The sequence below is a fragment of the Natronospira proteinivora genome (assembly GCF_024170465.1).
Lineage (GTDB): Bacteria > Pseudomonadota > Gammaproteobacteria > Natronospirales > Natronospiraceae > Natronospira > Natronospira proteinivora.
In genome coordinates this window covers 1043038-1064050 of sequence record NZ_JALJYF010000002.1, presented here as the reverse complement: position 1 = coordinate 1064050, position 21013 = coordinate 1043038, and the positions used below count along the sequence as shown (strand labels likewise).

The window sequence follows — 21013 nt, the reverse complement described above, 5'->3', positions numbered from 1 at the left end:
AAGCCGTCCTTTGAGGTGGGAACATGACTAAGCGACTGGGAATATTTTTGATCACCATGCTGCTATCCATCACCCCGGTGGCGGGCGAAGTGGAGCAGGCCCGGGAAACGGATCGGCATACCATCTACTACAATGTATTGCCCACCAGTGCCTTGCCGGAGGCCATGGCTCGCGCTTACGGCATCACTCGCAGCGACACCCGGGTGCTGCTGAATATTACCGTTCGGGAGCGGGAAGAAGACCGCACAATTCCGGTCTCCGCGCGAATCAATGCCCAGGCCGTCAACCTCAATGGACAGCTCAAGCGCTTCAGCATGCGGGAGATCAGCGAAGAAGATGCTATCTATTACATTGGCGATGTGGGGGTAAACAGAGGCGAAATCCTTAATTTCACCCTGAGGGTGGCGCCAGAAGGGGAACGCCGTGAAGAGGTCATTGAGTTCCAACGCGCTTTCTAGCCTGCCCACCGAAATGGCAACAAGGCTGACCCTGAGGGAGCCACTGTGGTATTTTCCGAAGTCAGGTGATCTGACCCACCAACGAATAGAGGCGGATCATCCCTTTATCTGAATCGCTGAGCACCAATTGAGAAGGAGCCCTTAATGGCAACTCGCAAGAAAAAGAAGACGGCTGCCAAGGCAGCCGCCAAGCCGCCAACCAAGGCACAATTGATCTCCAAGATTGCCGACGACACAGGTCTCACCCGCAAGGATGTGGACGCGGTGTTTGACTCCCTGCATGCGGAGATCAAGCGCAATGTGGGTCGTCGGGGACCGGGAGTATTCAACATGCCGGGTCTTTTGAAGATCAAGACGGTGAAAAAGCCGGCCACTAAATCCCGCAAGGGGGTCAACCCCTTCACCGGCGAGGAAATCACCATCAAGGCCAAGCCAGCTCGCAAGGCGGTGAAGGTCCAACCCCTCAAGGGTTTGAAAGAAATGATTTGATCACGCTTTCCCCCATGGGGATTGTCGTAAAAAGCCCGCCTGGATTCAGGCGGGCTTTTTTATGGTTCCTCGTAGCATTGATCACCTTGCCAAGATAGAGCACTCGTCAAGCTTCACATTGGGCATATTTTGTGACTGCGCAATGGAATGACGTATTGGCGGTCCGCTCTTATCCTCCGAGGTATTCCACGAAGATTTTTTGGCCTTTCTCATTCCTTGAGAAAGGCCAAAACCCGTTCGCGGAGCGGCGTGAGGTTGGCATGGAAGAAATGCCCCACCTCGGGAAAACGGGCGATCTCCGGCGGCTCGGCATAGCGCTCGGCCCAGTCAAACACCGCCTGGGGATCCACCACCTCATCCGCCTCCCCCTGCAGCAGCAACCAGGGGCAATCCGGCCGGGCCGGTCGGGTACCACCGAATCGCTGGACCGGCGGCGCCACGGTGATCAGACGATCCGGCCCTGCCTTGGGGCTGGCCTGCAGGCTGACCTGGGCGCCGAAGGAAAAGCCCGCCAGCCACAGGGGCAATCCGGGATAGTGTTCCCGCATCCAGGCCACCGCCGCCAGCGCATCGGCCGTCTCCCCCACCGCCTCATCGAATTCCCCTTCGCTGCCACCCACGCCGCGAAAGTTGAATCGCAGGCTCACGGCCCCGGCCTCGCTACAAGCCCGTGCCAGAGTATGCGCCACTTTGTTGTGCATGCTGCCCTGGTGCAAGGGATGGGGGTGGCAAACCACGGCGATGGCCCGTGCCTCGTCGCTGTCCGATTCCTGGAGCAGGCCCTCCAGCTTGCCGGCCGGGCCGGTGAATGCCAGTGCTTCCCCCTGAGTGGAAAGTTTTGCCATGATGGGATGTCCTAGGATGCTATCTGGGAAATGGAACGTCGAATTTTAACAAGGCTGCCCGCCAAGGGCAGGAAGGAGGCAGAGATGGAACTGCGCATTGAAGGCTTTGAGGACAATGGCCCCATCCCCGAACGCTTTGCCTTTGGGGTGCCGGACACCAAAAACCATATGCGCCTCGGCGACAATCGCAATCCCGCCATGCAGTGGTCCGGCTTGCCGGAAGGTACCCGTTCCCTGCTCATCCTCTGTGTGGATCCGGATGTACCCAGCGAAGCGGATGATGTGAACCAGGAAGGGAAAACCGTATCCAAAGATCTGCCCCGGGTCCCCTTCTATCACTGGGTCATGGTGGATATCGACCCAAGCCTGGGCCAGATCGCAGAGGGCAGCTGCTCCGACAGCGTTATCCCGCGAGGCAAGCGTAGACCGGATGGGCCCAACGGCACTCGTCAGGGCTTGAACGATTTCACCGGCTTTCTGGCGGGAGACCCGGACATGGAAGGCCAGTACTTCGGCTATGACGGACCCTGTCCACCCTGGAACGACGAGATTCCCCACCGCTACCGTTTTCGACTGATCGCCACCTCCCTGGCACGCGTGCCTGTGGAGGGGGATTTCCGCGGTCCGGATGTGGAAGCCGCCATCAAGGGTCATGTGCTGGGCGAGGCTTCGATTACCGGCCGCTACACCCTGAACCCAAAGGTGAAGCTGTAGCGCGGCCTCTTGCTCCCCCGCTGGGCATCGACCATCGCGAAGGGTCGAACCCGGGCGGGGGCTATCCGATTCAGCGTTCCATTTCGCTGGCGGGCACGGTGAACTCGACGATTTCGGTGCGTCGCTCCCCATCCTCCTCGGCCGGACTCACCTGGCCGGTGTAATCTGCGGCCTCAACCTGTTGGAGGGCCTGTTCTTCGTAGATCCCTTCAGGCCGAGCACCCACCACTTCCACTTCATCCACACGGCCATCCGGAAATACGGTGAATTCGACCTGAACAAAGCCGGTGATTTCCCGCTCCGGGACCTCCACGGCAGGTGTCGGACGTTCTCTCTCCTGGGGCCCCTGACGCACGAATTCCCGGCGAGCGTCCCGCTCTCGTTCACTTCCGCCGGGCCCATCGAACAGTCCGGTCAGCCCCACCTGCTCGATAAATTCGGCGGCGCTCTCTTCCTGCTGGTCCCGGTCATAGAACCAACGCACGCCCACCGCCGCCATGGTCAGGACGACAACGCTGGCGATCAGCACACAAATCAACATTCTTAGCCAGAGCATTGGGACGCTCTCCACCCGATTAGCAGAAATTTCACCCACCATTATCCGTCACCCCACTCCCCAGACCAAACACCATTGGCTGACGAGTAGGCCTGGAAGGGTTCTGACCCTGAAATGGCGATGAGGTTCGCGCCAATCAGAGACCATCGTCAACGATCAATCAGCGGTCGAAGCAGGATTTGCTGATCCGGGTGCGGTATTTTCGCTCGGAATCTGATACATTTACGACCTTTCGTCAGGCGGGCCGGGGCGCCGACCCGGGCATCGGCCCCGCCGGACGACTCCCAAGCCCATTAATAGCTGTCTCGCTTCGGCGAGACACAGCAAGCACTCCGAAAAGCTGGAGACAGAAACAATGCGCACCGCACTGCTATCCCTGGCCCTGCTGGGCCTTCTGACGGCTTTTGATGCCCGCGCCGAGGGCGATGCGGAAGAGGGCCGAGTCCTGTCCGACACCTGCGTCGGTTGTCACGGTGTGGACGGCTACACCAATGCCTACCCCACCTATAAAGTGCCCAAGATCGCCGGCCAGCACTCGGCCTTCATTGTGCATGCCCTGGAAGCCTATCGGGATGGGGAACGGGAGCACCCCACCATGGTGGGGCAATCCCAAGGCCTCAGCGAACAGGAGATCCAGGATATTGCAGCCTATCTGGCCAGCATGCCGCGGGAAGAAAAAGCCGCCTATAAGCGGGCTCGGTCGGTGGGCAATCCGGCACGCGGGGAAGAAGTGGCCCAGGACCGGGGCTGTGCCGCCTGCCACGGTGATGACGGCAATAGTCCTGAAGGTATGGCACCACCCAGCCCCATCTTGGCCGGACAGTATGCGGACTACCTGTATAAGTCCCTGCGTCAATATCAGGACGGCACCCGAGACAATGCCGTCATGGTCGGCCAGGTCCAAGACCTGAGCGACCGGGACATGCGGGATCTGGCCGCCTTTTATGCCAGTCAGCCTGGACCGATCCAAATCATGGAACAGTACCGGCGCTGAACCGGACACGGGCAAGGAAGGCTACCGCAGAGGTCAGCCTTCCTTGCCAGAAGGCCGCGCGCGGTCTACAATAGGCCGAAATTGCACGATGCAATTGCACGATAAAGGGTAAACCCATCGAAAGATGGGGGCGCAAAATCACCGGTCTAAGGGGCGTAGGCCCTACGATGGCGGGATTGCCGAAAGCAAGTGCTTCTTTGCCCGGACCCCCCCTCCCAAGGCAAAGAATGGACTCCCCCCACCCGCCATCGGGTCTGCGCCCCTTTTCTTTCGAGCTTGCAGCGCCACGCTTTTTGGAGCCTGGCGCTGTTTTTTTTGGTCCGTCAAATTCTCCCCGAAATCGTCGAGACCGCGACTTACTCCTTACGCCGCACACTCACCGTACGATTGCTACCCTCCAGGGACAGGCGAAAGCTGCCAAATGCGCCTCGACTGATGATCAACCGATCGCCAGCCTCGGCACTGGGAAGTCCTGAGCGGACAGTGCCGGCCACTTGCCAGATCTGGCCATTTTCGAGAAAAATGCGCGTATCGGATTGCCAGCGGGGAATCGCCTCGGCAAGTTTGGCCGGCATTTCATCCTGGGCCCTTGAGGCCGGATGTTCGTCACCCATGCCAAAGGTGGCGAAGGGATTGCTTTCACTGACTTCCCAGGCGGCCATAGGACCCTCGTCGGCCCGAGGGCCTTCATCGCCAGCGGCCAGTGCCCGGCCAAGTGCCTGGTTCAAGGCCGCGATCTCTTCCTCGCTCAGGCGGTCCAACCCAGCAGCCCGGAACTCCTCCACCGTCAGCAAGGACGCCACCGACACCGGGCCCGAGAATGCGGCCTGGCCCTCGGAACGTTCTTCGGGTCCCGCGCAGGCGGATAAAATCATGACAGTGGCCAGAACGATGATTCCATTCTGCAAGGTCTGCGTAGTCATGGCGCTGTCTCAAATCAAGGCAATATCAATTAAGCCCAGATCGCACTGAGCTCCCAAGCCCCCTATAATGGGCCGCTTTTGCCACTGGCTCAAGCCATTACCGGCTAACGCTGGCGACTTGCCTGGAGAACGCCCATGCCACAAACGCGACACGCTGAGGGGACCAACACGCCCGCCCAAGGGCCGCGAGAGATCGTGGAAAGAGACGGTGTTCGCTTCACCCTTCTGGGAACCGCCCATGTTTCCCGGGCCAGCGCGGAAGAAGCAAGGCAGATGGCGGGCGAGACACGCTTTGATGCAGTTGCTGTGGAATTGTGCGAGACACGGCGGCAAGCCATGCGGGATCCGGAACATCTGGCCAAGCTGGACCTGTTTCAGGTTTTTCGGGAAGGCAAGGCCGGCATGGTGGCGGCCACACTGGCCCTGGGTGCCTATCAAAGACGACTCTCCGAACAACTGGGGAGTGAACCGGGCGCCGAGATGCGGTGGGCGGAGGATGCCGCCCGGGAGCGGCAGGCACCCGTCTGGCTGGTGGACCGGGAAGTGGGCATCACCTTGCGCCGGGTCTACCGCTCCCAAAAATGGTGGCAACGGCTGCCGATGATTGCGGGTCTGTTCACCTCGCTGCTCAGTCGGGAAAAGGTGGATGCCCAACAGATCGAACAGCTCAAGGAAGGCGATGTGGTGGAAAGCAGCTTTCGGGAGCTGGCCGAACAATCACCGGCCCTCCACCGCACTTTGGTGGAAGAACGAGACCACTACATGGCACAACGCCTGTTGTCGGAACTGGAAAACAGCGAGTCACGGCCGCGTGAAGTACTGGTCGTGGTGGGCGCCGGCCATTTGAAAGGCCTGGCGGATGCGCTGAAAAACCAGGCGCGGGATGCGCAGAGAGAGGCTGAGCTGGCCACCACCCCGCCACCGGCGCGCTGGCCACGCTATCTGCCCTGGGTGGTGGTGGCCATCATCCTCAGTGGCTTTGCCCTGGGCTTCGCAAGAAGCCCGGAGCTGGGTCTGCGGATGTTCGGAGACTGGGTATTGATCAATGGTGGACTCTCGGCACTGGGGGCGGCTGCCGCCCTGGCCCACCCCCTGACCATTCTCGGCTCCATGCTGGCGGCCCCCCTGACCTCACTCAACCCGACGATTGGTGCCGGCTTCGTGGCCGCCGCCATTGAATTAAGCCTGCGACGACCGCGAGTAGCCGATTTCCAGGGTCTGCGCGATCAAGTGGTCCATTGGTCGGGATGGTGGCGCAATCGGGTGGCACGGACCCTGCTGGTCTTCCTTTTTGTTTCCCTGGGCTCGGCGGCAGGCACCTATCTAGGGGGATTTCGGGTATTCGAACACCTGTTTTCGGCCTAACCCGCCCGGCTGTAAGCGGTGGCCACACAGGCCACTAGCGTGACACCATCATCATCATGAACAGTACAAAGGCCACCACGGCGGCCAGGGGCAATAGCAACCCAACCCAGTCTTTGGGAGCTTCCCGGCTTTCCTGGAACAAATTGCCAAGACCGCGGCTAAACCAAAAAAGGACAGCAATCACCAAGGCGCCAATCAATACCAGCTCGATTGTGGAAAGGTTATCCGTCATGCGCGCATTCCTCTGCTTTGCAATGAATGTTAAACAGCTTTACACCATGCCATGACTCGGTTGAAATGGCAGTATATTGCGACAATATTCACCGCTCACAGCGAGGAGATATCCCATGGGCTTGAACAGCAAGACGCTTGGAAACTATGGACTGCTACTGGCGGTGCTGACGCTAGCCGCCTGCACCTGGGTCCGCCCGGATACCGGTGCCGACGAGGTACTGGTGCTGCCGAAGGAAAGGGTAGCGGACTGCGAACGACTGGGTTCGGTGGAAGTCTCCGTACTGGCCCGGGTCGTGGGCATGGACCGGCACGAGGAGGAAGTGGAATCCGATCTGCAGGTTCTGGCCCGCAACCACGCAGTGGAACGGGGCGGCGATACGGTGGTCCCCTTGAGCGAAATCAAGGACGGCGAGCAACGCTACGGCATATACTCCTGCCAAGGAAACCAGGCTGGTGAAGGGGAGCCGGAAGCGGATGAAGACGAGGAAGAAGGGGTAACGGTCCAGCAATACAATGGCTGACCGGCCCATTCGACTGGTACTGCGCATCGACCTGGATTGGGCCGACATCCAGGCGTATTACCAGGGCGAGATGCCCCGCATCACCGCCTTGGCCAAGAATGGTCAACAGGTGGTGATGCCCACGACTACGCTACGGAACTTCCTGCACCAGGACGGAGTACACGGCTACTTTGCCATGATTTACGACAGCCACAGCAAACGCATCCTCAGCTTCGAGCCCGTGGATTGAAGCAAACGGGGATTGAACCAAACGGCCGTTTTTTCTGTCCGACTAAACACTGGTGGCCGAATCCATTCAAGCCATAAACCCGCAAAAAAAGAAGGAGCGCACTATGAAACGCTCAATCATCATCACCCTCACCGGGCTGGCCTTGCTGGGCTTCGCCACCCATGCAAGCGCCGACAACTGCAGTATTACCGTCGACAGCGATGACAACATGCAGTTTGATACCGACGAGATTACCATTGACCGCAGTTGTGACAGCATTGAACTCACCCTGACCCATTCGGGCGAGATGCCGGTAACGGCCATGGGCCACAATATCGTTTTTACGACAGCCGATGACCTGGAAGATTTGGCTGAGGATGCCATGGCTGCGTCCGACGATGACTATGTGCCCGCCGGTGACGATCGGGTGATTGCCGCCACGGATCTGATTGGCGGGGGTGAATCCACCACCCTGGAGCTGGACCCCGGCTTGTTCGAGGAAGGAGGCGATTATCGCTTCTTCTGTTCCTTCCCGGGCCACTGGAATGCCATGCAGGGAACGGTTCAGATCACCGACTGACCCTTCGATTGCAGACGCTAAAAAAAAGCCGCGGCAGGGCTCACCCGCCGCGGCTTTTTACGTAAATCCAGCCTGAACCCGAAATTCAGTCTTGTTCGAGGAAAGCGAGTTCCTGGGCTACCTGCTCCGGGTCCCCCAACTGATACTCCAGCATGTTGCGCAGCTGCACAAAGCCGGCAACATTAAACATATCCCAATCACAGGCGATCTTTTCAGCTTCCACCCGGACCACGTTGACTTCCATCTCCACCGGCTTGCCCCCATTCAGAGCAATCTCCAACAGGCAACGATCCCCCGCGCTTCCCGGCCAGCCAGATGGCTGCGTGAGCAAGGCCCCCTTGACTGAAACATTGAGCAACTCGCAAGGCCATTGAGTGCCGTCCGTGAACAGGCGTGCGCTGGCCCGGAACCGGACCCGCGTATGCCGTCGCCGTTCACCATTCCCTGTTCCAGCCATCATTACGCCTCCCTATGGCAAGGCGGGAAGAACCGGACGTTGCCCCGAGCGCCCGCCACGTCAATGCCGGCTCAGTTTTCGAAATCCTCGGGGTATTGGTCTTCAATATATTCACGCAGGTCTTCGCTCTGGGCCATACCCTCCAGAATCTGGCGATATTCCTCCGAGGTCAGTCCTGCATCCTCGATCATCTCCAGCCGTTCCTCGCTCAGCTCCCGCTGCATCTCGCGGGTATCCTGCCCCTCCTCGCGATCACGCAAGCGACGAACAAAATCCTGTTCCAGCTCTCGAATCCGAGGGTGAACCTCAGCAAATGAATCAACCTTGCTCTGCTCCAGGTCGCCAAAGAAGGCCTCTTCTTCATCGTCATCATCTCGCTGCTGCGCCGAAGGGCTGGTCTCAGGGTCCGTCTCCGGGGGCTCCTGGGCCAGGGCCGCATGGGCGCCGAACAACAGAATCAGCGCAAGCAGCATCAAGGAAGCACGTGTCATGAACCTCTCTCCTCAAAATCCAGGCCGATATGGCACTTGTTTTCAGTTAGATCAGACGCTAAGGCTACCACAGCCAGGCTTGATTGGCGCCCCTTTCAGGGACCCCGGCACCGCCTGGGGGATAGAAAAAACAAATCAACAAAGCAATGAGAAAAGTGGACCAAGTCTCTATAATGGCAGGCATTCCACCAACCCGGAAGCCCGCATTTATGACCATCAAGCTCTCGATACTTAGCGCCGTTTTTGCCGCATTCCTCCTGGTTTCCGGCGGGACGGGCGCCAGTCAGTTCCCAACCGAGCCTGACGGCAGCCTCGCTGACCCCATGAATGCCGCCAATGAGTGGCAAAGCGTGGAACTGGCCATGCAATCCCGTCAGCCAGGCCAGGAGCGCCGGCAACCCCCGGCCCAGCGCAGCCCCCAGTCCCAACGAGGTGGCCTGAACTTCGATTTCAACCATGTCACCGCCTGGGTGGGCACCGAGGAACTGGAAGAAACGGGCGTAGAGGCCGACAGCTGGCGCCTGGAGGGCGCCATTCAGGCCGGAGATAGCAGTTATCTCTTTCTCAATTGGCAGGAAGGGGATTATGAGCACCGGGGCGAGCGCACCGCCCGGGAGTTTGGCATGGGCCTGCAGGAACACTATTCCGACCGGGCCGCCTTCTATTTGACCGTCAGTTATTTGCAGGACCGCTGGGACACCGCCGAGCTCGATCGTGAAGACCTCAATATGCTGCGGGGCCGCTATGGGATTCGTGCCCGACCCACCGACCGAATCGAAGTGGACGGGGCCGTGGTCTATACCCGGGGAAGCGGGTCCACGGATATTGAGAGCCAGTGGAGCATGGACGTGGGCCTGTCCATCTATGTCACCGACGCCATTGCCATTCGTGCCGCGGCCATGGACCTGGACGGGATCCAGCCCAGCAGCATGCTGGGACTGCGCTTCGAATTCGGAGGATTCTGAGGGTCAAGCGGGCAGTACTAGCGTTCACCACTGCCCAACTCCCGTGGGAAGGGGTCCAGATAGTGCTGCTCGGCAATATAGGTATCAGGGTGTCGGTGGAGATGGTGGCGCAATAGGGTTAAGGGCACCAGCAAGGGATGATCCCCTCGCCGATAGGCATGAATGCTCTCGTGGAGTTCCTCCCGATCCTGGGCATCGAGCTTTTTCTTGAAAAATCCCGCCATGTGCATCAGCACATTGGCGTGATTCCGCCGGGAGGCATGGCGTGACAGGGCCTTCATCAGGGTCTCAATATACTCGCCGGCCAGCGTCTGCACATCTTTTTGGCCGGCAAGAGCCACCTTCCGCCCCAATGCCCGGTAAGCAGCCTGGTCATGGGCCAGAATCAGGAATTTGTGTTGGGTATGGAAGTTGACCAGGGCCTTGTTGGTCAGCCCTTCGGAAATCATGCGCCGCCAACGGTCGTAGACAAACACTCGCTCAATGAAATTGTCCCGGATATGGGGATCATTCAGCCGACCCTCTTCTTCCACCGGCAGTACCGGCTGGGCCGCCATCAGCTCGGCCGCAAAAAGCCCCCGCCCGCTGCCGGTGGGCATGCCCTTGCGGTCATAGACCTTGACCCGCTCCATGCCGCAACTGGGTGATTTGGCCTTCAGAATATAACCACTGATGTGACCGGCCAAGCGCTGGCCCTGCCGACGGCCGTAGCCGGACAGGTCCTGGCTCACCTCGTGATCCGGCTGATCCACGTGCACAGCTCGAGGGGCATCCGGATCACCGACCAGGCGAATGGGTGGTCGGGGCACGCCCAGGCCGATGGCCACTTCCGGACACAGCGGCAGGTAATCAAAATAGCGCCCCAGTACCTGCTCCACATAGCGATGCCGCTTGTGGCCGCCGTTGTAACGGACTTCCTCCCCCAGCAGGCAACTACTGATTCCCACGGGAATCCGGTCACTGCCACTGAGGCGGGGTAGGACACCGCCCCGAGCGGCCATGGATGGCTTGCCGTGCTCCGACATGGGCATCCCTGGATCAGTTGTCGAGGGAAAACATCAGCACCCGATCATTGCCCGTATCCGAGACAATCAGGCGAGAGTCGTCCGCCCACACCGTCTCGGGCCGACGAAGGCTGCGGGCATTGATGGTGTTTTCATCACCGGTGTTATTGGCCTGACTACTGTTTCGATCGGGTTGGCCGATCACCGCATCGGGCCGAACATGGTCGCCGGTCGGCCAACCGGAGTACACCAGAATGCGATGGTTATCCTGGTCGGCCACAAACAAGCGGCCGTTGGCCCAGAACACATCACTGGGGGCATTCATCCCCCGCTCCAGGTCACCGGCATTGCGGTTGCGAGAGGAAAAGTCCGCCTGTCCCAAGACCCGGTCGGCAGGTTCGCCGGCGTCAGGAAAACTGTCCCACAACAGGACCCGATTATTGTTCTGGTCAGCTACTGCCAGGCGATTACCATCGGACCAGATGCCGGCGGGTCGATTGAAGGTATCACCAGCGGGAACGCCTTCTCCGCCATTGGCGTTGCAGCTAAAGGCGTCAAATTGACCAAGCACCCCCGCAGCAGGCTGTCCGGAGGGATCGTTGCGGTCCCAGATCATGAGCCGATGGTTGCCGTGGTCGGCCACTACCAGACGATCATCGGAAAGAGACAGCCCCCAGGGCTGGTTCAGCCCGTCATCGGTACAAGCCGAACCCAGATCTGAGGCCACATCAGGCTGGCCGAAGGCGCGATCCGGCGAGACATTGCCGGAGCCGGGCAGAGAATCCCACAAAAGCACCCGGTGATTATCACTGTCTGCCAGAACCAGGCCCCAGCTACGTGCCAGCAGCCCCTGGGGCCTGGCCATGCCCTCATCGGCCCGATTACGCTCCGATTCGGTGAAATCCGGCTGACCCAGAACGAAGGCGGCAGTCTCATTATTGGTATCGGGGACAGGCTGATACACCATCACGCGATTATTGGCAAAATCCGCGACAAAAAGACGGTTGCTGGCAAGGGTCAAGCCCACCGGATCATTGAGCGTATCGGCATCCGCCGAGCGGCCAGTCGTGCCACTGGTGAAATCCGGCTGGCCGACCACCCATTCAGCCTCGGCATGGGTCAAGCCGTCGGTGCCGCCGCCGGTATCATCGATCAAACCATCGAGATCGAAGGGGCAGCCATCCGAGCCGGCCAGCAACAGCCAGGCCAATGAAATCAACAACAGTTTGATGACAGTAGGCATAGGGGAATCATACCAGCTTGATCTGGCACTGTATTGGAGAGAACGGCCAGACGCCCCCTCCAAGGCTGCTCCATGAAAACCCAGTTTATCCCAGGATGATATCCACAGGAATCAATCCACGAATAACGCTTAGCTACCGTTCGGATTCGGTATGCTTCTTCGTGGGTGGGTTAACCCAAATCACCCGAGCCCCGGATCGATTAGCGGCCCGGTTTACCGCCTCGATCTTTTCATAGTCCAGGTAGGGCTCCATTTGCAGCATCTTTCCATCTTCAGGTGCCTCAGGCGGAGCAAGGGCACAGCCAGTAAACAGAAAGAACGAAAAAAACAGGAGAAATACCGATAGCTGGGTCCGCTTCATGGTGCACCTCCGCCGATTGACGGCCATTTACGGAAATATCCTGAATCCGGGCAGGTAAGGCCTGTCGCCTTTGTGGCCCACCTGGAATTATAGACCAGCCCAGAGGGCTTTTTTTAGCGCCGCTCGTCGGATAGAAAGGCCAAAAAAAAGGCGCCCCGGGGTCCCCAGGGCGCCTTCCTGCCTTTTTCCCTGTCTCGGGCCATTCCGACCCGAACAATAACGCCTAACGCGGGTACGCCAGAGGCAGGGTAAGGTCGTGGACCTCCAGGTAACGGTCCCGGAGCCGGGTGTGTCGGGTTTCCATGGGCATTTCAGCACCCCGGATAAAGACATGATCCGGGTAGCTGGTTACATCCAGGGGATCCCCGTCCCAAATCACCAAATCTGCTTCCAATCCGCTCTCCAGACGACCAACTCGGTCTTCAATGGACCAGATGTCGGCCGGAACAGACATGATGGCCGCCATGGCAGCCTCATGGGGCAAACCGTGGGCCACGGCATTGCCGGCCGCCTGTGTGATGTTGCGGGCATTGTGGCTGTCACCGGTGGCAAAAGCGAAGCGAACGCCATCCTCATGCAGGCGAGCCGCGTTTTCCAGCGTCGAACCCAGGCTCTCGAAATTGCCCGGCAGGTTCTGCAGTGGATCGATCAATACCGGCACGTCCACCGCCGCCAATTCCTCGGCCACTTTCCAGGCCTCGGCTCCACCCCGAATCACCAATTGCAGATCGAAGTCGGTGGCCAAGCGGAGCGCGGCCCGAATATCGCTGGCCCGGTGGGCATTGATAATCAGGGGCATTTCCCCTTCCAGCACCGGCCCCAGGGCGTCGAGATCCAGGCGTCCCAGGGCATATTCCCGACGCTCGCGACGTTCGTAATCCGCCCGATTGTCCTGGTAGTCCTGGGCATCCTGCAGAGCTTCACGCAGGTGCAGCATGGCCGCCGCCCGGGAGCCGCCGGACAACTGCGCCCCGGTTTCACCCAGGCTGGCGTACATGGCCGCCCCCTGGCGGGTCAGGGTGTCATACCCGTTGCCGAGGTCGATGATGGCCCCCTGACCGGCGATCAAACTGCCGCCGCCGCCATGACCAGGCGCCACCACCGCGCGGGTAATGCCTTCCACCCGGTTGATGGGGATCAGGGCCGAGGCCGGATTGATGGCGTCGGCCACATCAAAGGCGGCGGTAAAGGCTCGGCCACTGACAGCGCCGTCATTGCTGCCGGAAACCGCACTCACCTCCACCAGGCCAATCTGGCCATGGGCATCGATGATGCCCGGTGTCACGGGCCGGCCCTCGGCATCGATACGCCGGGCATCGTTGGGAATGCTCACGTCCTGACCGACGGCCTCAATGCGGCCGTCACGGATGAGCACAGTGGCGTCCTCAAGCACACCCGCTTCACCCAGGGTGTGAACCTGGCCACCGGTAATGGCAATGACCTCGGCCTTGAGGGGAAAAGCCAGAGTGGCCGCAGCCACCGTGATAATCGTTGCGATGGTTCTAAGCATTACTGCGCTCCTTCACCAAGCATGCCGAGGGTGAAATCCAGCTCGCCCTGACGGGCGGGATCGTCCCGATCGAAGACCCGGGCACCATCCACGTAGACCTGCTGGGTGCGGCTATAGACGCTGAAGGGGTCACCGTCCCAGATCACCACGTCGGCGTTCTTGCCCGCCTCCAGGGAACCGGTGACTTCATCGATGCCCAGGATTTTGGCGGCATTGAGGGTGATCCAGCCAATGGCCTGTTCCCGGGTCACGTCCAGGCCGACCCGGTTGGCGGCAGCCATGGCCTTGGCGGCCTCCTGGTTCAGGCGCTGAATATCCTGGGCCGAATCGGAGTGCAACACGGCGCAGGCGCCAGCGGCCTCCACCATGGGCACGTTTTCGCGAATCCCGTCCCAGGCCTCCATCTTGAAGCCCCACCAGTCGGACCACATGGCGGAGCAAACATCCGCCTCAGCCAGGGTATCGGCAATCTTGTAGGACTCCACCGCATGGTGAAAGGCCGTGATCTGATAACCGAATTCCTCGGCGATATCCAGGCGATGCTTCATTTCATCGGCACGATAGCAATGATTATGAACCAGCACTTCATCGTTGAGCACACCGGCCAGGGTCTCCAGGCTCAGATCCCGGCTAGGTGCCTCCGCATCCTCGCCTGCGGCCTTCTTGCGCTCGTAGTCAATCCAGCGATCCAGGTAGTCCTGGGCATTGATGAAGGCACTGCGCACCTCGGCCTTGTTACCCATGCGGGTGTAAGGAGAAGAACCCCGGCCCTGACCATAAACTCGCTTGGGGTTTTCGCCGCAGGCCATTTTCAGGGTCTGGGGCGCATCGGGGAATTTCATGTCCTGGGCGGTGCGCCCGGGCACCATTTTCACCGTCACCCCCCGTCCGCCGAAGATATTGGCGGAGCCGGGCAGAATCAGCGCCGAGGTCACCCCGCCTTCAATGGCGCGCAGGAAACCGGGATCCTGGGGCCACAAGCCGTGCTCGGCGCTCACATGGGCGGTATTGGGGCTGACCATTTCATTGCCGTCGGCATGGGCCCAAACACCGGGGGAAGGATAAACCCCCAGGTGGGAGTGGGAATCGATGATGCCGGGCGTCACCCAACCGCCTTCCGCATCCACCACCTGCGCGTCACCCGGCACATCCATCTCCTCGGCAATGGCCTTGATCTTGCCATCACGAATGTGAATGCTGCCTTTATCCAGGCGCTCGCCATTACCCACCAGGATAGTGGCGTTGGTAATGACCACATGTTCGGGCGGCAAGGGCTGATAAGTGGATTCAAAATTGTCCTGGAGGACGGAAATATCAAGATCCTCGGCATCCGGTGCCGGGGGGTCGGACTCGCCACAGGCGCTCAGACCGAGGGCCAAGCCCACGGCCCCGGCCACAAGGGCGTTCTTCAATGGGGGTATCGCCATGGATCCTCCTCATGCAATGGTTGGATGGATGGATTTCAATCCCTGAATTGTTTCTTGTCATATAAAGAGAGCACAATCAGGGCTATGGTTCAATCTCGTTGCGTTTTCAGGCTTTAGGAGCACCCGTGGAAACTGGTTTCATCGATATTGCGATTTTGCTTGCGCTGGCCGTGGGCCTGGGTGCCCTGGCCATGATCCTTCGACAACCGTTAATTGTCGCCTTTATCGCCGCTGGCATCATCGCTGGCCCTGCGGTGGCCGAACTGGTGCCCGAGCCAGACGATATTGAGCTGCTGGCCGAACTCGGGATCGCCCTACTGCTGTTCGTGGTGGGCCTGAAGCTGGATCTAAGCCTGATCCGCACCATGGGGCCGGTAGCGCTGGCCACCGGCATGGGCCAGGTGCTGTTCACCTCCCTGGTGGGCTATGCCATTGCCATTGCCCTGGGCATGTCCCCGGTGACCGCACTCTATGTGGCCGTGGCGCTCACCTTCTCTAGCACCATCATTATCGTCAAGCTCCTCTCGGACAAGCGGGAAATCGACGCCCTGCATGGCCGTATCGCCATCGGTTTTCTGATCGTACAGGACATTGTGGTGGTACTGGTGATGATTGGCCTGTCGGCCTTTGGCGCCGGAAGCGGGGCTGAGGGTCCCTGGCTGGAAGCCGCCCGGGTATTCGGGGCCGGCGCCTTGATGCTGGTGGGCATTGGCATCGCCATGCGCTACGTACTGCCCCGGCTGCTGGAATTCATTGCCCATAACCGGGAATTGCTGGTGTTGTTCGGCATCGCCTGGGCGGTGGCCCTGGCGGCCCTGGGGGATGCCATGGGCTTTAGCATGGAGGTGGGCGCCTTCCTGGCCGGTATCTCCCTCGCCTCGACCCGCTTCCGGGATGCCCTGGGCGCCCGCCTGACCACCATCCGTGACTTCCTGCTGCTGTTCTTCTTCCTGCATTTGGGCGGGCAGTTGGAACTGGACTTGCTCGGCGCCCAAGTGGGTCCGGCCCTGATACTGTCGGCCTTCGTGCTGATCGGCAATCCCATTATCGTGATGGTCATCATGGGCCTGATGGGCTATCGCAGCCGCACCGGCTTTTTGGCCGGGCTCACCGTGGCCCAGATTAGTGAGTTCTCACTGATCCTGGCTGCCCTGGGCTATAGCCTGGGCCATATCTCCTCGGAGACAGTGGGCCTGGTCACCCTGGTGGGCCTGATCACCATTGGCCTGTCCACCTACCTGATTCTCTATTCCCACCCCATCTACGATCGCCTGGCCCCCTGGCTGCGCGTCTTTGAACGCGCGCAACCGAATCAGGAACAGGAAACGGCAGAGGACGCCAAGCCCGCCGACGTGATTGTGGTGGGGCTGGGCCGTTTCGGCTATGACCTCTGTCTGCAATTGGACAAACGCAATGTCACCGTACTGGGCGTGGATTTCGATCCATCGGCAGTGGATGCCCTACAAGCCACAGGGATCAATGCCTGCTATGGGGATGGGGAAGATCCGGAGCTAGCCGAGCGCCTGCCCCTGAATCAAGCCCGCAAGGTTATCAGCACCATGCCCGATCCGGTTGCGAACCGGGGATTGATCGACAGCCTAACTCACGCCGGATTCAAAGGCGGGGTGATGCTTACCGCGCATCATCCGGATGATATCCGTGCCCTGGCCGGCCTGCCGGATCACGATCTGCTGCTCCCCTTCCAGGATGCTGCCGAGCGTACGGCAGAGCGGGTGGCAGAACGACTGCATCGCGCATGAAATCTTGTCTCACGAAGCCTGGTCGCCGGGTTCCGCCATGCTACTCACCCGGGCTGCATGGCGGACCGCCCGGCTATTGACCTTTACCGCCCGGCGCAGGGTGGAGAAATAATCCAGCCAATCGCTCATAGCCCGGCTGGGGAGACGGCCGGTGGCCCCTGCGGTCAGCAGATCAGACTTGAGCCGCTGGTAACACTGCTCAAACTCATCCAGGCGATTGTTCTCCGGATCCCGTTCCCGGCTAATCTCGCCCGCCAGGGCAGATAAACCCTGAGACTGCGCCGATTCCACCGGACAGCGCAGGGGCAAACGGCGCGCCATCTCATCCAGTTCCACGGCCCGTTCAGCCAATTCCTCCAGATACCGTGTGGTCCTCAGGATGTCGGGCAAACGTTCGGCCGCCGATTCCGAGAGCTCATGACGAGACAAGCTCTGGGTGGCCTCATTGATGGCATCCAGCAGTTGCTGGAGATCATCCCGGTTCTGGTTGAGCAGGCGCGGATCCGGGCGCCGTGCCCCCACTGCATCGCTGAGCAAATGGGAAACCGCCACCAGAGCCCGCTGTAACTCCTGATCAACTGCTCGAAGCCCCAGACTGGGCGTCGACAAAACCGCCTCGTCCAGATACTGGGGCCGGGCCAGATCGACGCCCCCTTTTCGAAAACGCCGCTCCAGCCAGGCCACCAACAATCCCGTCAGCGGCCACATCAGGGCCAGGCCGATCAGTTTTCCGGTGGTATGAAAGATGGCCAGAGACACCGCAATGGACTGGGCCATGCCGATCAGGCCGGCCATCCATTGTACAAATCCCAACAGAATCCCGAACAGGAGGAAGATGGCCGCCGCTTCCACCACATTAAACAGGACATGGCTGGCTGCCACCCGGCGGGCATTGGCGGTCGCGCCCAGGGCAGCGAAGACGGCGGTGGAAGTGGTGCCCAGGTTGGCCCCCACCACCATGGCTGCGGCCCCGGGCAATCCCAGCAGGCCCCCGGCAGCCGCCGTCAGGATCACCGCCAGGGCAGCGCTGGAAGACTGCATCACCACGGTCATGAAAAAGCCGGCCAGCAAGTGTAAAAAAAGCATGCCCAGCCCAAGGGCCTCCGAGCCCGGCGTAAACATCGGCCCCGTATCCCGGAAAAGGTCGGTGAGCACATCCAGGCCCAGGAAGAACACCCCGAAGCCGGCAATGGCATCGCCCAAGGCACGCCATTGCCCGGAACGGGCTGCCAGGCGCATCATCATGCCGACGCCGATAAAGGGCAGGGCAAAGGTCTTGAGACTGAAACCCAAGCCCACCACGCTCACCAGCCAAGTGGTGACCGTGGTGCCCAGATTGGCGCCGTAAATCACCCCCACTGCTTGGCTGAGGCCAAGAATGCCGGCGTTTACAAAACCAATGGTGGCGAAGATCACTGCACTGGAAGACTGAACCACGCCGGTGATCAGGGCGCCCGAGGCCAACCCCCGCCAGCGGCTGCGGGTGGCAAAGTTGAGAATACGGCGCAGGGCATCCCCGGCGGCCACCTTCAGGCCCTCGGTCATCAACTTCATGCCGAGCAGGAACAGGCCCACTCCGCCGACAAAGTTCAGTACGTTCCACACCGTCATGATCCAATGATAGCCTGAAGTAGTTCATCACCGAGCCCGAAATCATGCGACGAGCACCCAGTCAGCAGACACACCGACGATGGATCAAGGCCATGATGGGCTTTGGTCAGCGCTATGGCCTGTACGCAGCCCTGATACCGGGGACCTTTTTGCTCTGGATGGCCTGGCAGGATGCTCTGCTCCTGTCAGCGATTGTCGCCGGGCCCATTGCCGGCGGCCTGAGTTTTCAAGCCGCCTACCGCTACTACCAGGGCGGTGATGAAAGTCAGTGGCTTTTAATGCTGGCATTTGGTTTTTCCGGCTGGCCCATATTGCAATTGCTTGAGCGCGATGGACTCACCCACTGGGAACAGGGTCAGTTAACCCTTCAGTATTTCGCCCTGGTGATCGCCATCTGGTTGGTGCTGGCCTGGATGCGGGGCCGCTTGTCACAATAAAAGAAGCCCGGCCTTTTAAGGCCGGGCTTTTTGAGACAGCCGCTTAGGGCTTGGCTTGATGGCTCAGGTGGTTTCACCCCGATAACGACGGATGGCGACGGCCACCGCCAACATGCCAATGCCCAGGGCCAGCCCCACCCAGAAGGCGGGCTCGGCCAGACCACTGAGCCCAGTCAATTCGGCGGTACTAGTCTGGATTTCGCTGACACCCCGGTCAGTGTCAAAGCGGAAGCCAAACTGGTTTTCCGCCATGTTCTTGAACGGCAGGGCAAACTGCTCCCCGATCAGGGACAGGAAGTGGATGCTTCGGAACAACAGGTATTCGGCCAGCGCCACTCCCATCGGCGGCAGCAGCGCCCATAGGAAGGCCGCCTTGCGGGCCCAAGCCGACACCAGGAACAGCCAGCCGAAGAAGGGCAGATACCATAGCCCCAGCAACCACATGTCCCGCAGGGATTCCAGCAGCGCCATGATCACTGCACCGGGTTGCAGGAAGTCCCAATAACCGAGATCCGTCCCCAGGGCCATCAGGGGGGCGGTGGTTACCAGGTCCAGCAATTCCAGTATCAGGGCAATGGCAATCACGATCAGTGGCGCCACCAGCAGTGCCACCACCACCTTTGAAATCACGGTGAGGGTGTCCGAGACCGGCAGGGAGCGCCAGAAAAGAATGCTGCGGTCCTTGCGCTCTCCATAGAGGCTGTCCAGGACATAGAAGAACAGCACCACCAGGGTCACCAGATAGAGCAAGGCGATGCCGGCCCGGACCATGCCGTGGGCCATCTGGCTGGCGCCTTCGCCAGCCAGTTCCGGCACCGCATGTTCATTAAAGGCACTCACGCCCTCCGGGCTGGCAACCATGCTCGCCAGGGCCCAGAAGGTGGCGACCCAAAGCAGTGCGGCGGTCACCACCGGGGCAATCCAGAGAGCCTTGTGTTCCCAGAGTTCGCGTCGGATGAGGGTCTGCAATTGCCGGATCATGACTGGACCTCCCCGGCGGTGGCCCGCCCTTGTCCCATTTTGGCAACGAAGATATCGGCAATTCCGGGACTGTGAATCTCACCCAGGGCCGAGAGTTTTTCATGATCCTCGTTCTCGAACAGGAAAAGATGGCGGCCCAGCAGCTCTCGTTCATGCAGGGGATGCATGGCCCGGGCCTCGTCCGCTCGCTCCGGTTTGACCAGCACTTCCGAAAAGCGCTGGGGCAGGGACTCCATCTCCTCATTGAGGACGATTTTGCCGGCCTTGATGAACATCACATGGGTGAGGATCTTCTCGATCTCTTCCACCTGATGGGTGGTGACCAGAATGGTACGGTCGCCATCGAAATAATCGTTCAGCAGGTTCTCGTAGAAACTTTTGCGATAGAGAATATCCAGTCCCAGAGTGGGCTCATCCAGCACCAGCAGCTTGGCATCGATGGCCATGATCAGGGCCAGATGCAGCTGGGTGATCATGCCCTTGGAGAGCTGCCCCACCTTCCGGTCCCGGCGAATCTCGGTCCGGTCAAGAAAGTCTTCGGCCCTTTGGCGATCGAAGCGGGGATGGATACCCTCCACGAAATCCAGGGCCTGGCGCACCTTCAACCAGCGTGGCAACACCGCCACGTCGGCGATGAAGCAGACATCCTTCATCAGCTCCTGACGTGCCCGGCGTGGATCCTGGCCCATGACCTCCAATTCCCCCTCGAAACGGGTCAGGCCGAGAATCGCCTTGAGGGCAGAAGTCTTGCCCGCCCCATTGGGCCCGATCAGACCCACGATGGAACCGGGCTGGACTTCCAGATCCACACCCGACAGGGCCTCGGTGCGTCCATAGCGCTTTTTCAGACCATTGGCCTTGATTACGGCATTCATGTTG

The 21013-nt window shown here is 60.2% G+C and carries 25 protein-coding genes and 1 riboswitch; of the genes, 11 read left to right on the top strand and 14 right to left on the bottom strand.

Annotated features, from left to right (window positions below):
* The first annotated feature begins 23 nt into the window (after positions 1-23).
* Both J2T60_RS11830 and J2T60_RS11825 read left to right on the top strand, forming a co-directional pair.
* Positions 24-458: a DUF4426 domain-containing protein gene (locus J2T60_RS11830; protein WP_253450436.1), complete on the top strand. Its 435-nt coding sequence runs from the start codon at positions 24-26 to the stop codon at positions 456-458.
* Between the two features lie 144 nt (positions 459-602).
* Positions 603-947, top strand: coding sequence for an HU family DNA-binding protein (locus tag J2T60_RS11825; protein WP_253450433.1), 345 nt, complete (start codon positions 603-605; stop codon positions 945-947).
* A 209-nt stretch (positions 948-1156) separates the two neighbouring features.
* Here J2T60_RS11825 and J2T60_RS11820 read toward each other — a convergent pair whose 3' ends face one another.
* The gene (locus J2T60_RS11820; protein WP_253450431.1) at positions 1157-1792 is read right to left on the bottom strand and encodes an alpha/beta hydrolase; all 636 of its coding nucleotides are present in this window, start codon (positions 1790-1792) and stop codon (positions 1157-1159) included.
* An 84-nt stretch (positions 1793-1876) separates the two neighbouring features.
* Here J2T60_RS11820 and J2T60_RS11815 point away from each other — a divergent pair, with 84 nt between their 5' ends.
* Positions 1877-2506 carry a YbhB/YbcL family Raf kinase inhibitor-like protein gene (locus J2T60_RS11815; RefSeq protein ID WP_253450428.1) on the top strand — a complete coding sequence of 210 codons (630 nt, stop codon included), beginning with the start codon at positions 1877-1879 and terminating at the stop codon, positions 2504-2506.
* 70 nt (positions 2507-2576) lie between these two features.
* On the opposite strand, the gene J2T60_RS11810 is transcribed toward J2T60_RS11815, so the two are convergent.
* Positions 2577-3062 (bottom strand): TonB family protein, encoded by a 486-nt coding sequence (locus tag J2T60_RS11810; protein WP_253450426.1) that lies wholly within the window; start codon positions 3060-3062, stop codon positions 2577-2579.
* A gap of 355 nt (positions 3063-3417) precedes the next feature.
* Between J2T60_RS11810 and J2T60_RS11805 the strand changes: the two genes are divergently transcribed.
* Positions 3418-4056, top strand: coding sequence for a c-type cytochrome (locus tag J2T60_RS11805; protein ID WP_253450423.1), 639 nt, complete (start codon positions 3418-3420; stop codon positions 4054-4056).
* A gap of 97 nt (positions 4057-4153) precedes the next feature.
* A riboswitch (cyclic di-GMP riboswitch) is annotated at positions 4154-4240 on the top strand.
* 172 nt (positions 4241-4412) lie between these two features.
* On the opposite strand, the gene J2T60_RS11800 is transcribed toward J2T60_RS11805, so the two are convergent.
* Entirely contained in the window at positions 4413-4979 is a 567-nt protein-coding gene (locus J2T60_RS11800) for a hypothetical protein (protein ID WP_253450420.1), read from the bottom strand.
* Between the two features lie 135 nt (positions 4980-5114).
* Here J2T60_RS11800 and J2T60_RS11795 point away from each other — a divergent pair, with 135 nt between their 5' ends.
* On the top strand, positions 5115-6344 hold the full coding sequence (locus J2T60_RS11795) for a TraB/GumN family protein (RefSeq protein WP_253450417.1): 1230 nt from the start codon (positions 5115-5117) through the stop codon (positions 6342-6344).
* 34 nt (positions 6345-6378) lie between these two features.
* On the opposite strand, the gene J2T60_RS11790 is transcribed toward J2T60_RS11795, so the two are convergent.
* Positions 6379-6576, bottom strand: a complete 198-nt coding sequence (locus J2T60_RS11790; RefSeq protein ID WP_253450414.1) for a hypothetical protein — start codon at positions 6574-6576, stop codon at positions 6379-6381.
* Positions 6577-6691: 115 nt separating this feature from the next.
* Between J2T60_RS11790 and J2T60_RS11785 the strand changes: the two genes are divergently transcribed.
* From J2T60_RS11785 to azu, 3 genes are all read left to right on the top strand, one after another.
* On the top strand, positions 6692-7099 hold the full coding sequence (locus J2T60_RS11785) for a DUF4156 domain-containing protein (protein ID WP_253450411.1): 408 nt from the start codon (positions 6692-6694) through the stop codon (positions 7097-7099).
* The gene (locus J2T60_RS11780; RefSeq protein WP_253450409.1) at positions 7092-7328 is read left to right on the top strand and encodes a DUF2835 family protein; all 237 of its coding nucleotides are present in this window, start codon (positions 7092-7094) and stop codon (positions 7326-7328) included. The genes J2T60_RS11785 and J2T60_RS11780 overlap by 8 nt, the downstream gene beginning before the upstream one ends.
* Positions 7329-7431: 103 nt before the next feature.
* Positions 7432-7887 (top strand): azurin, encoded by a 456-nt coding sequence (gene azu / locus J2T60_RS11775; RefSeq protein ID WP_253450407.1) that lies wholly within the window; start codon positions 7432-7434, stop codon positions 7885-7887.
* An 85-nt stretch (positions 7888-7972) separates the two neighbouring features.
* Here the strand turns inward: azu and J2T60_RS11770 are convergent, their stop codons facing one another.
* Both J2T60_RS11770 and J2T60_RS11765 read right to left on the bottom strand, forming a co-directional pair.
* The gene (locus tag J2T60_RS11770) at positions 7973-8347 is read right to left on the bottom strand and encodes a PilZ domain-containing protein (RefSeq protein WP_253450404.1); all 375 of its coding nucleotides are present in this window, start codon (positions 8345-8347) and stop codon (positions 7973-7975) included.
* A 68-nt stretch (positions 8348-8415) separates the two neighbouring features.
* Positions 8416-8835, bottom strand: a complete 420-nt coding sequence (locus tag J2T60_RS11765; protein WP_253450401.1) for a DUF4168 domain-containing protein — start codon at positions 8833-8835, stop codon at positions 8416-8418.
* A 209-nt stretch (positions 8836-9044) separates the two neighbouring features.
* On the opposite strand from J2T60_RS11765, the gene J2T60_RS11760 reads away from it, so the two are divergent.
* Complete coding sequence (locus J2T60_RS11760) at positions 9045-9800, top strand: hypothetical protein (RefSeq protein ID WP_253450398.1); 756 nt, start codon at positions 9045-9047, stop codon at positions 9798-9800.
* A 17-nt stretch (positions 9801-9817) separates the two neighbouring features.
* Here J2T60_RS11760 and J2T60_RS11755 read toward each other — a convergent pair whose 3' ends face one another.
* From J2T60_RS11755 to J2T60_RS11735, 5 genes are all read right to left on the bottom strand, one after another.
* Positions 9818-10825, bottom strand: a complete 1008-nt coding sequence (locus tag J2T60_RS11755; RefSeq protein ID WP_253450395.1) for a YbgA family protein — start codon at positions 10823-10825, stop codon at positions 9818-9820.
* Between the two features lie 13 nt (positions 10826-10838).
* A complete protein-coding gene (locus J2T60_RS11750; protein ID WP_253450392.1) occupies positions 10839-12047 on the bottom strand; it encodes an NHL repeat-containing protein in 1209 nt (402 codons plus the stop codon).
* A gap of 133 nt (positions 12048-12180) precedes the next feature.
* On the bottom strand, positions 12181-12408 hold the full coding sequence (locus J2T60_RS11745) for a hypothetical protein (protein ID WP_253450389.1): 228 nt from the start codon (positions 12406-12408) through the stop codon (positions 12181-12183).
* 223 nt (positions 12409-12631) lie between these two features.
* Positions 12632-13918, bottom strand: a complete 1287-nt coding sequence (locus J2T60_RS11740) for an amidohydrolase family protein (protein ID WP_253450385.1) — start codon at positions 13916-13918, stop codon at positions 12632-12634.
* Positions 13918-15345, bottom strand: coding sequence for an amidohydrolase (locus J2T60_RS11735; RefSeq protein ID WP_253450382.1), 1428 nt, complete (start codon positions 15343-15345; stop codon positions 13918-13920). The genes J2T60_RS11740 and J2T60_RS11735 overlap by 1 nt, the downstream gene beginning before the upstream one ends.
* A gap of 125 nt (positions 15346-15470) precedes the next feature.
* On the opposite strand from J2T60_RS11735, the gene J2T60_RS11730 reads away from it, so the two are divergent.
* On the top strand, positions 15471-17105 hold the full coding sequence (locus J2T60_RS11730) for a cation:proton antiporter (RefSeq protein WP_253450378.1): 1635 nt from the start codon (positions 15471-15473) through the stop codon (positions 17103-17105).
* A 9-nt stretch (positions 17106-17114) separates the two neighbouring features.
* Here J2T60_RS11730 and J2T60_RS11725 read toward each other — a convergent pair whose 3' ends face one another.
* On the bottom strand, positions 17115-18716 hold the full coding sequence (locus tag J2T60_RS11725) for a Na/Pi cotransporter family protein (RefSeq protein WP_253450375.1): 1602 nt from the start codon (positions 18714-18716) through the stop codon (positions 17115-17117).
* A 44-nt stretch (positions 18717-18760) separates the two neighbouring features.
* Here J2T60_RS11725 and J2T60_RS11720 point away from each other — a divergent pair, with 44 nt between their 5' ends.
* Positions 18761-19153: a hypothetical protein gene (locus J2T60_RS11720; protein ID WP_253450372.1), complete on the top strand. Its 393-nt coding sequence runs from the start codon at positions 18761-18763 to the stop codon at positions 19151-19153.
* 63 nt (positions 19154-19216) lie between these two features.
* Here the strand turns inward: J2T60_RS11720 and J2T60_RS11715 are convergent, their stop codons facing one another.
* Both J2T60_RS11715 and J2T60_RS11710 read right to left on the bottom strand, forming a co-directional pair.
* Positions 19217-20134 (bottom strand): hypothetical protein, encoded by a 918-nt coding sequence (locus tag J2T60_RS11715; protein WP_253450369.1) that lies wholly within the window; start codon positions 20132-20134, stop codon positions 19217-19219.
* Positions 20131-21009, bottom strand: a complete 879-nt coding sequence (locus J2T60_RS11710; RefSeq protein WP_253450366.1) for an ABC transporter ATP-binding protein — start codon at positions 21007-21009, stop codon at positions 20131-20133. Before J2T60_RS11710 ends, J2T60_RS11715 begins: the two co-directional genes overlap by 4 nt.
* Between the last annotated feature and the right edge of the window lie 4 nt (positions 21010-21013).

Excerpts from the sequence above, each read along its gene's own strand:
- J2T60_RS11830 (WP_253450436.1), top strand. The coding sequence starts at position 24 with ATGACTAAGCGACTGGGAATATTTTTGATCACCATGCTGCTATCCATC.
- J2T60_RS11825 (WP_253450433.1), top strand. The coding sequence starts at position 603 with ATGGCAACTCGCAAGAAAAAGAAGACGGCTGCCAAGGCAGCCGCCAAG.
- J2T60_RS11820 (WP_253450431.1), bottom strand. The coding sequence starts at position 1,792 with ATGGCAAAACTTTCCACTCAGGGGGAAGCACTGGCATTCACCGGCCCG.
- J2T60_RS11815 (WP_253450428.1), top strand. The coding sequence starts at position 1,877 with ATGGAACTGCGCATTGAAGGCTTTGAGGACAATGGCCCCATCCCCGAA.
- J2T60_RS11810 (WP_253450426.1), bottom strand. The coding sequence starts at position 3,062 with ATGCTCTGGCTAAGAATGTTGATTTGTGTGCTGATCGCCAGCGTTGTC.
- J2T60_RS11805 (WP_253450423.1), top strand. The coding sequence starts at position 3,418 with ATGCGCACCGCACTGCTATCCCTGGCCCTGCTGGGCCTTCTGACGGCT.
- J2T60_RS11800 (WP_253450420.1), bottom strand. The coding sequence starts at position 4,979 with ATGACTACGCAGACCTTGCAGAATGGAATCATCGTTCTGGCCACTGTC.
- J2T60_RS11795 (WP_253450417.1), top strand. The coding sequence starts at position 5,115 with ATGCCACAAACGCGACACGCTGAGGGGACCAACACGCCCGCCCAAGGG.
- J2T60_RS11790 (WP_253450414.1), bottom strand. The coding sequence starts at position 6,576 with ATGACGGATAACCTTTCCACAATCGAGCTGGTATTGATTGGCGCCTTG.
- J2T60_RS11785 (WP_253450411.1), top strand. The coding sequence starts at position 6,692 with ATGGGCTTGAACAGCAAGACGCTTGGAAACTATGGACTGCTACTGGCG.
- J2T60_RS11780 (WP_253450409.1), top strand. The coding sequence starts at position 7,092 with ATGGCTGACCGGCCCATTCGACTGGTACTGCGCATCGACCTGGATTGG.
- azu (WP_253450407.1), top strand. The coding sequence starts at position 7,432 with ATGAAACGCTCAATCATCATCACCCTCACCGGGCTGGCCTTGCTGGGC.
- J2T60_RS11770 (WP_253450404.1), bottom strand. The coding sequence starts at position 8,347 with ATGATGGCTGGAACAGGGAATGGTGAACGGCGACGGCATACGCGGGTC.
- J2T60_RS11765 (WP_253450401.1), bottom strand. The coding sequence starts at position 8,835 with ATGACACGTGCTTCCTTGATGCTGCTTGCGCTGATTCTGTTGTTCGGC.
- J2T60_RS11760 (WP_253450398.1), top strand. The coding sequence starts at position 9,045 with ATGACCATCAAGCTCTCGATACTTAGCGCCGTTTTTGCCGCATTCCTC.
- J2T60_RS11755 (WP_253450395.1), bottom strand. The coding sequence starts at position 10,825 with ATGTCGGAGCACGGCAAGCCATCCATGGCCGCTCGGGGCGGTGTCCTA.
- J2T60_RS11750 (WP_253450392.1), bottom strand. The coding sequence starts at position 12,047 with ATGCCTACTGTCATCAAACTGTTGTTGATTTCATTGGCCTGGCTGTTG.
- J2T60_RS11745 (WP_253450389.1), bottom strand. The coding sequence starts at position 12,408 with ATGAAGCGGACCCAGCTATCGGTATTTCTCCTGTTTTTTTCGTTCTTT.
- J2T60_RS11740 (WP_253450385.1), bottom strand. The coding sequence starts at position 13,918 with ATGCTTAGAACCATCGCAACGATTATCACGGTGGCTGCGGCCACTCTG.
- J2T60_RS11735 (WP_253450382.1), bottom strand. The coding sequence starts at position 15,345 with ATGGCGATACCCCCATTGAAGAACGCCCTTGTGGCCGGGGCCGTGGGC.
- J2T60_RS11725 (WP_253450375.1), bottom strand. The coding sequence starts at position 18,716 with ATGACGGTGTGGAACGTACTGAACTTTGTCGGCGGAGTGGGCCTGTTC.
- J2T60_RS11720 (WP_253450372.1), top strand. The coding sequence starts at position 18,761 with ATGCGACGAGCACCCAGTCAGCAGACACACCGACGATGGATCAAGGCC.
- J2T60_RS11715 (WP_253450369.1), bottom strand. The coding sequence starts at position 20,134 with ATGATCCGGCAATTGCAGACCCTCATCCGACGCGAACTCTGGGAACAC.
- J2T60_RS11710 (WP_253450366.1), bottom strand. The coding sequence starts at position 21,009 with ATGAATGCCGTAATCAAGGCCAATGGTCTGAAAAAGCGCTATGGACGC.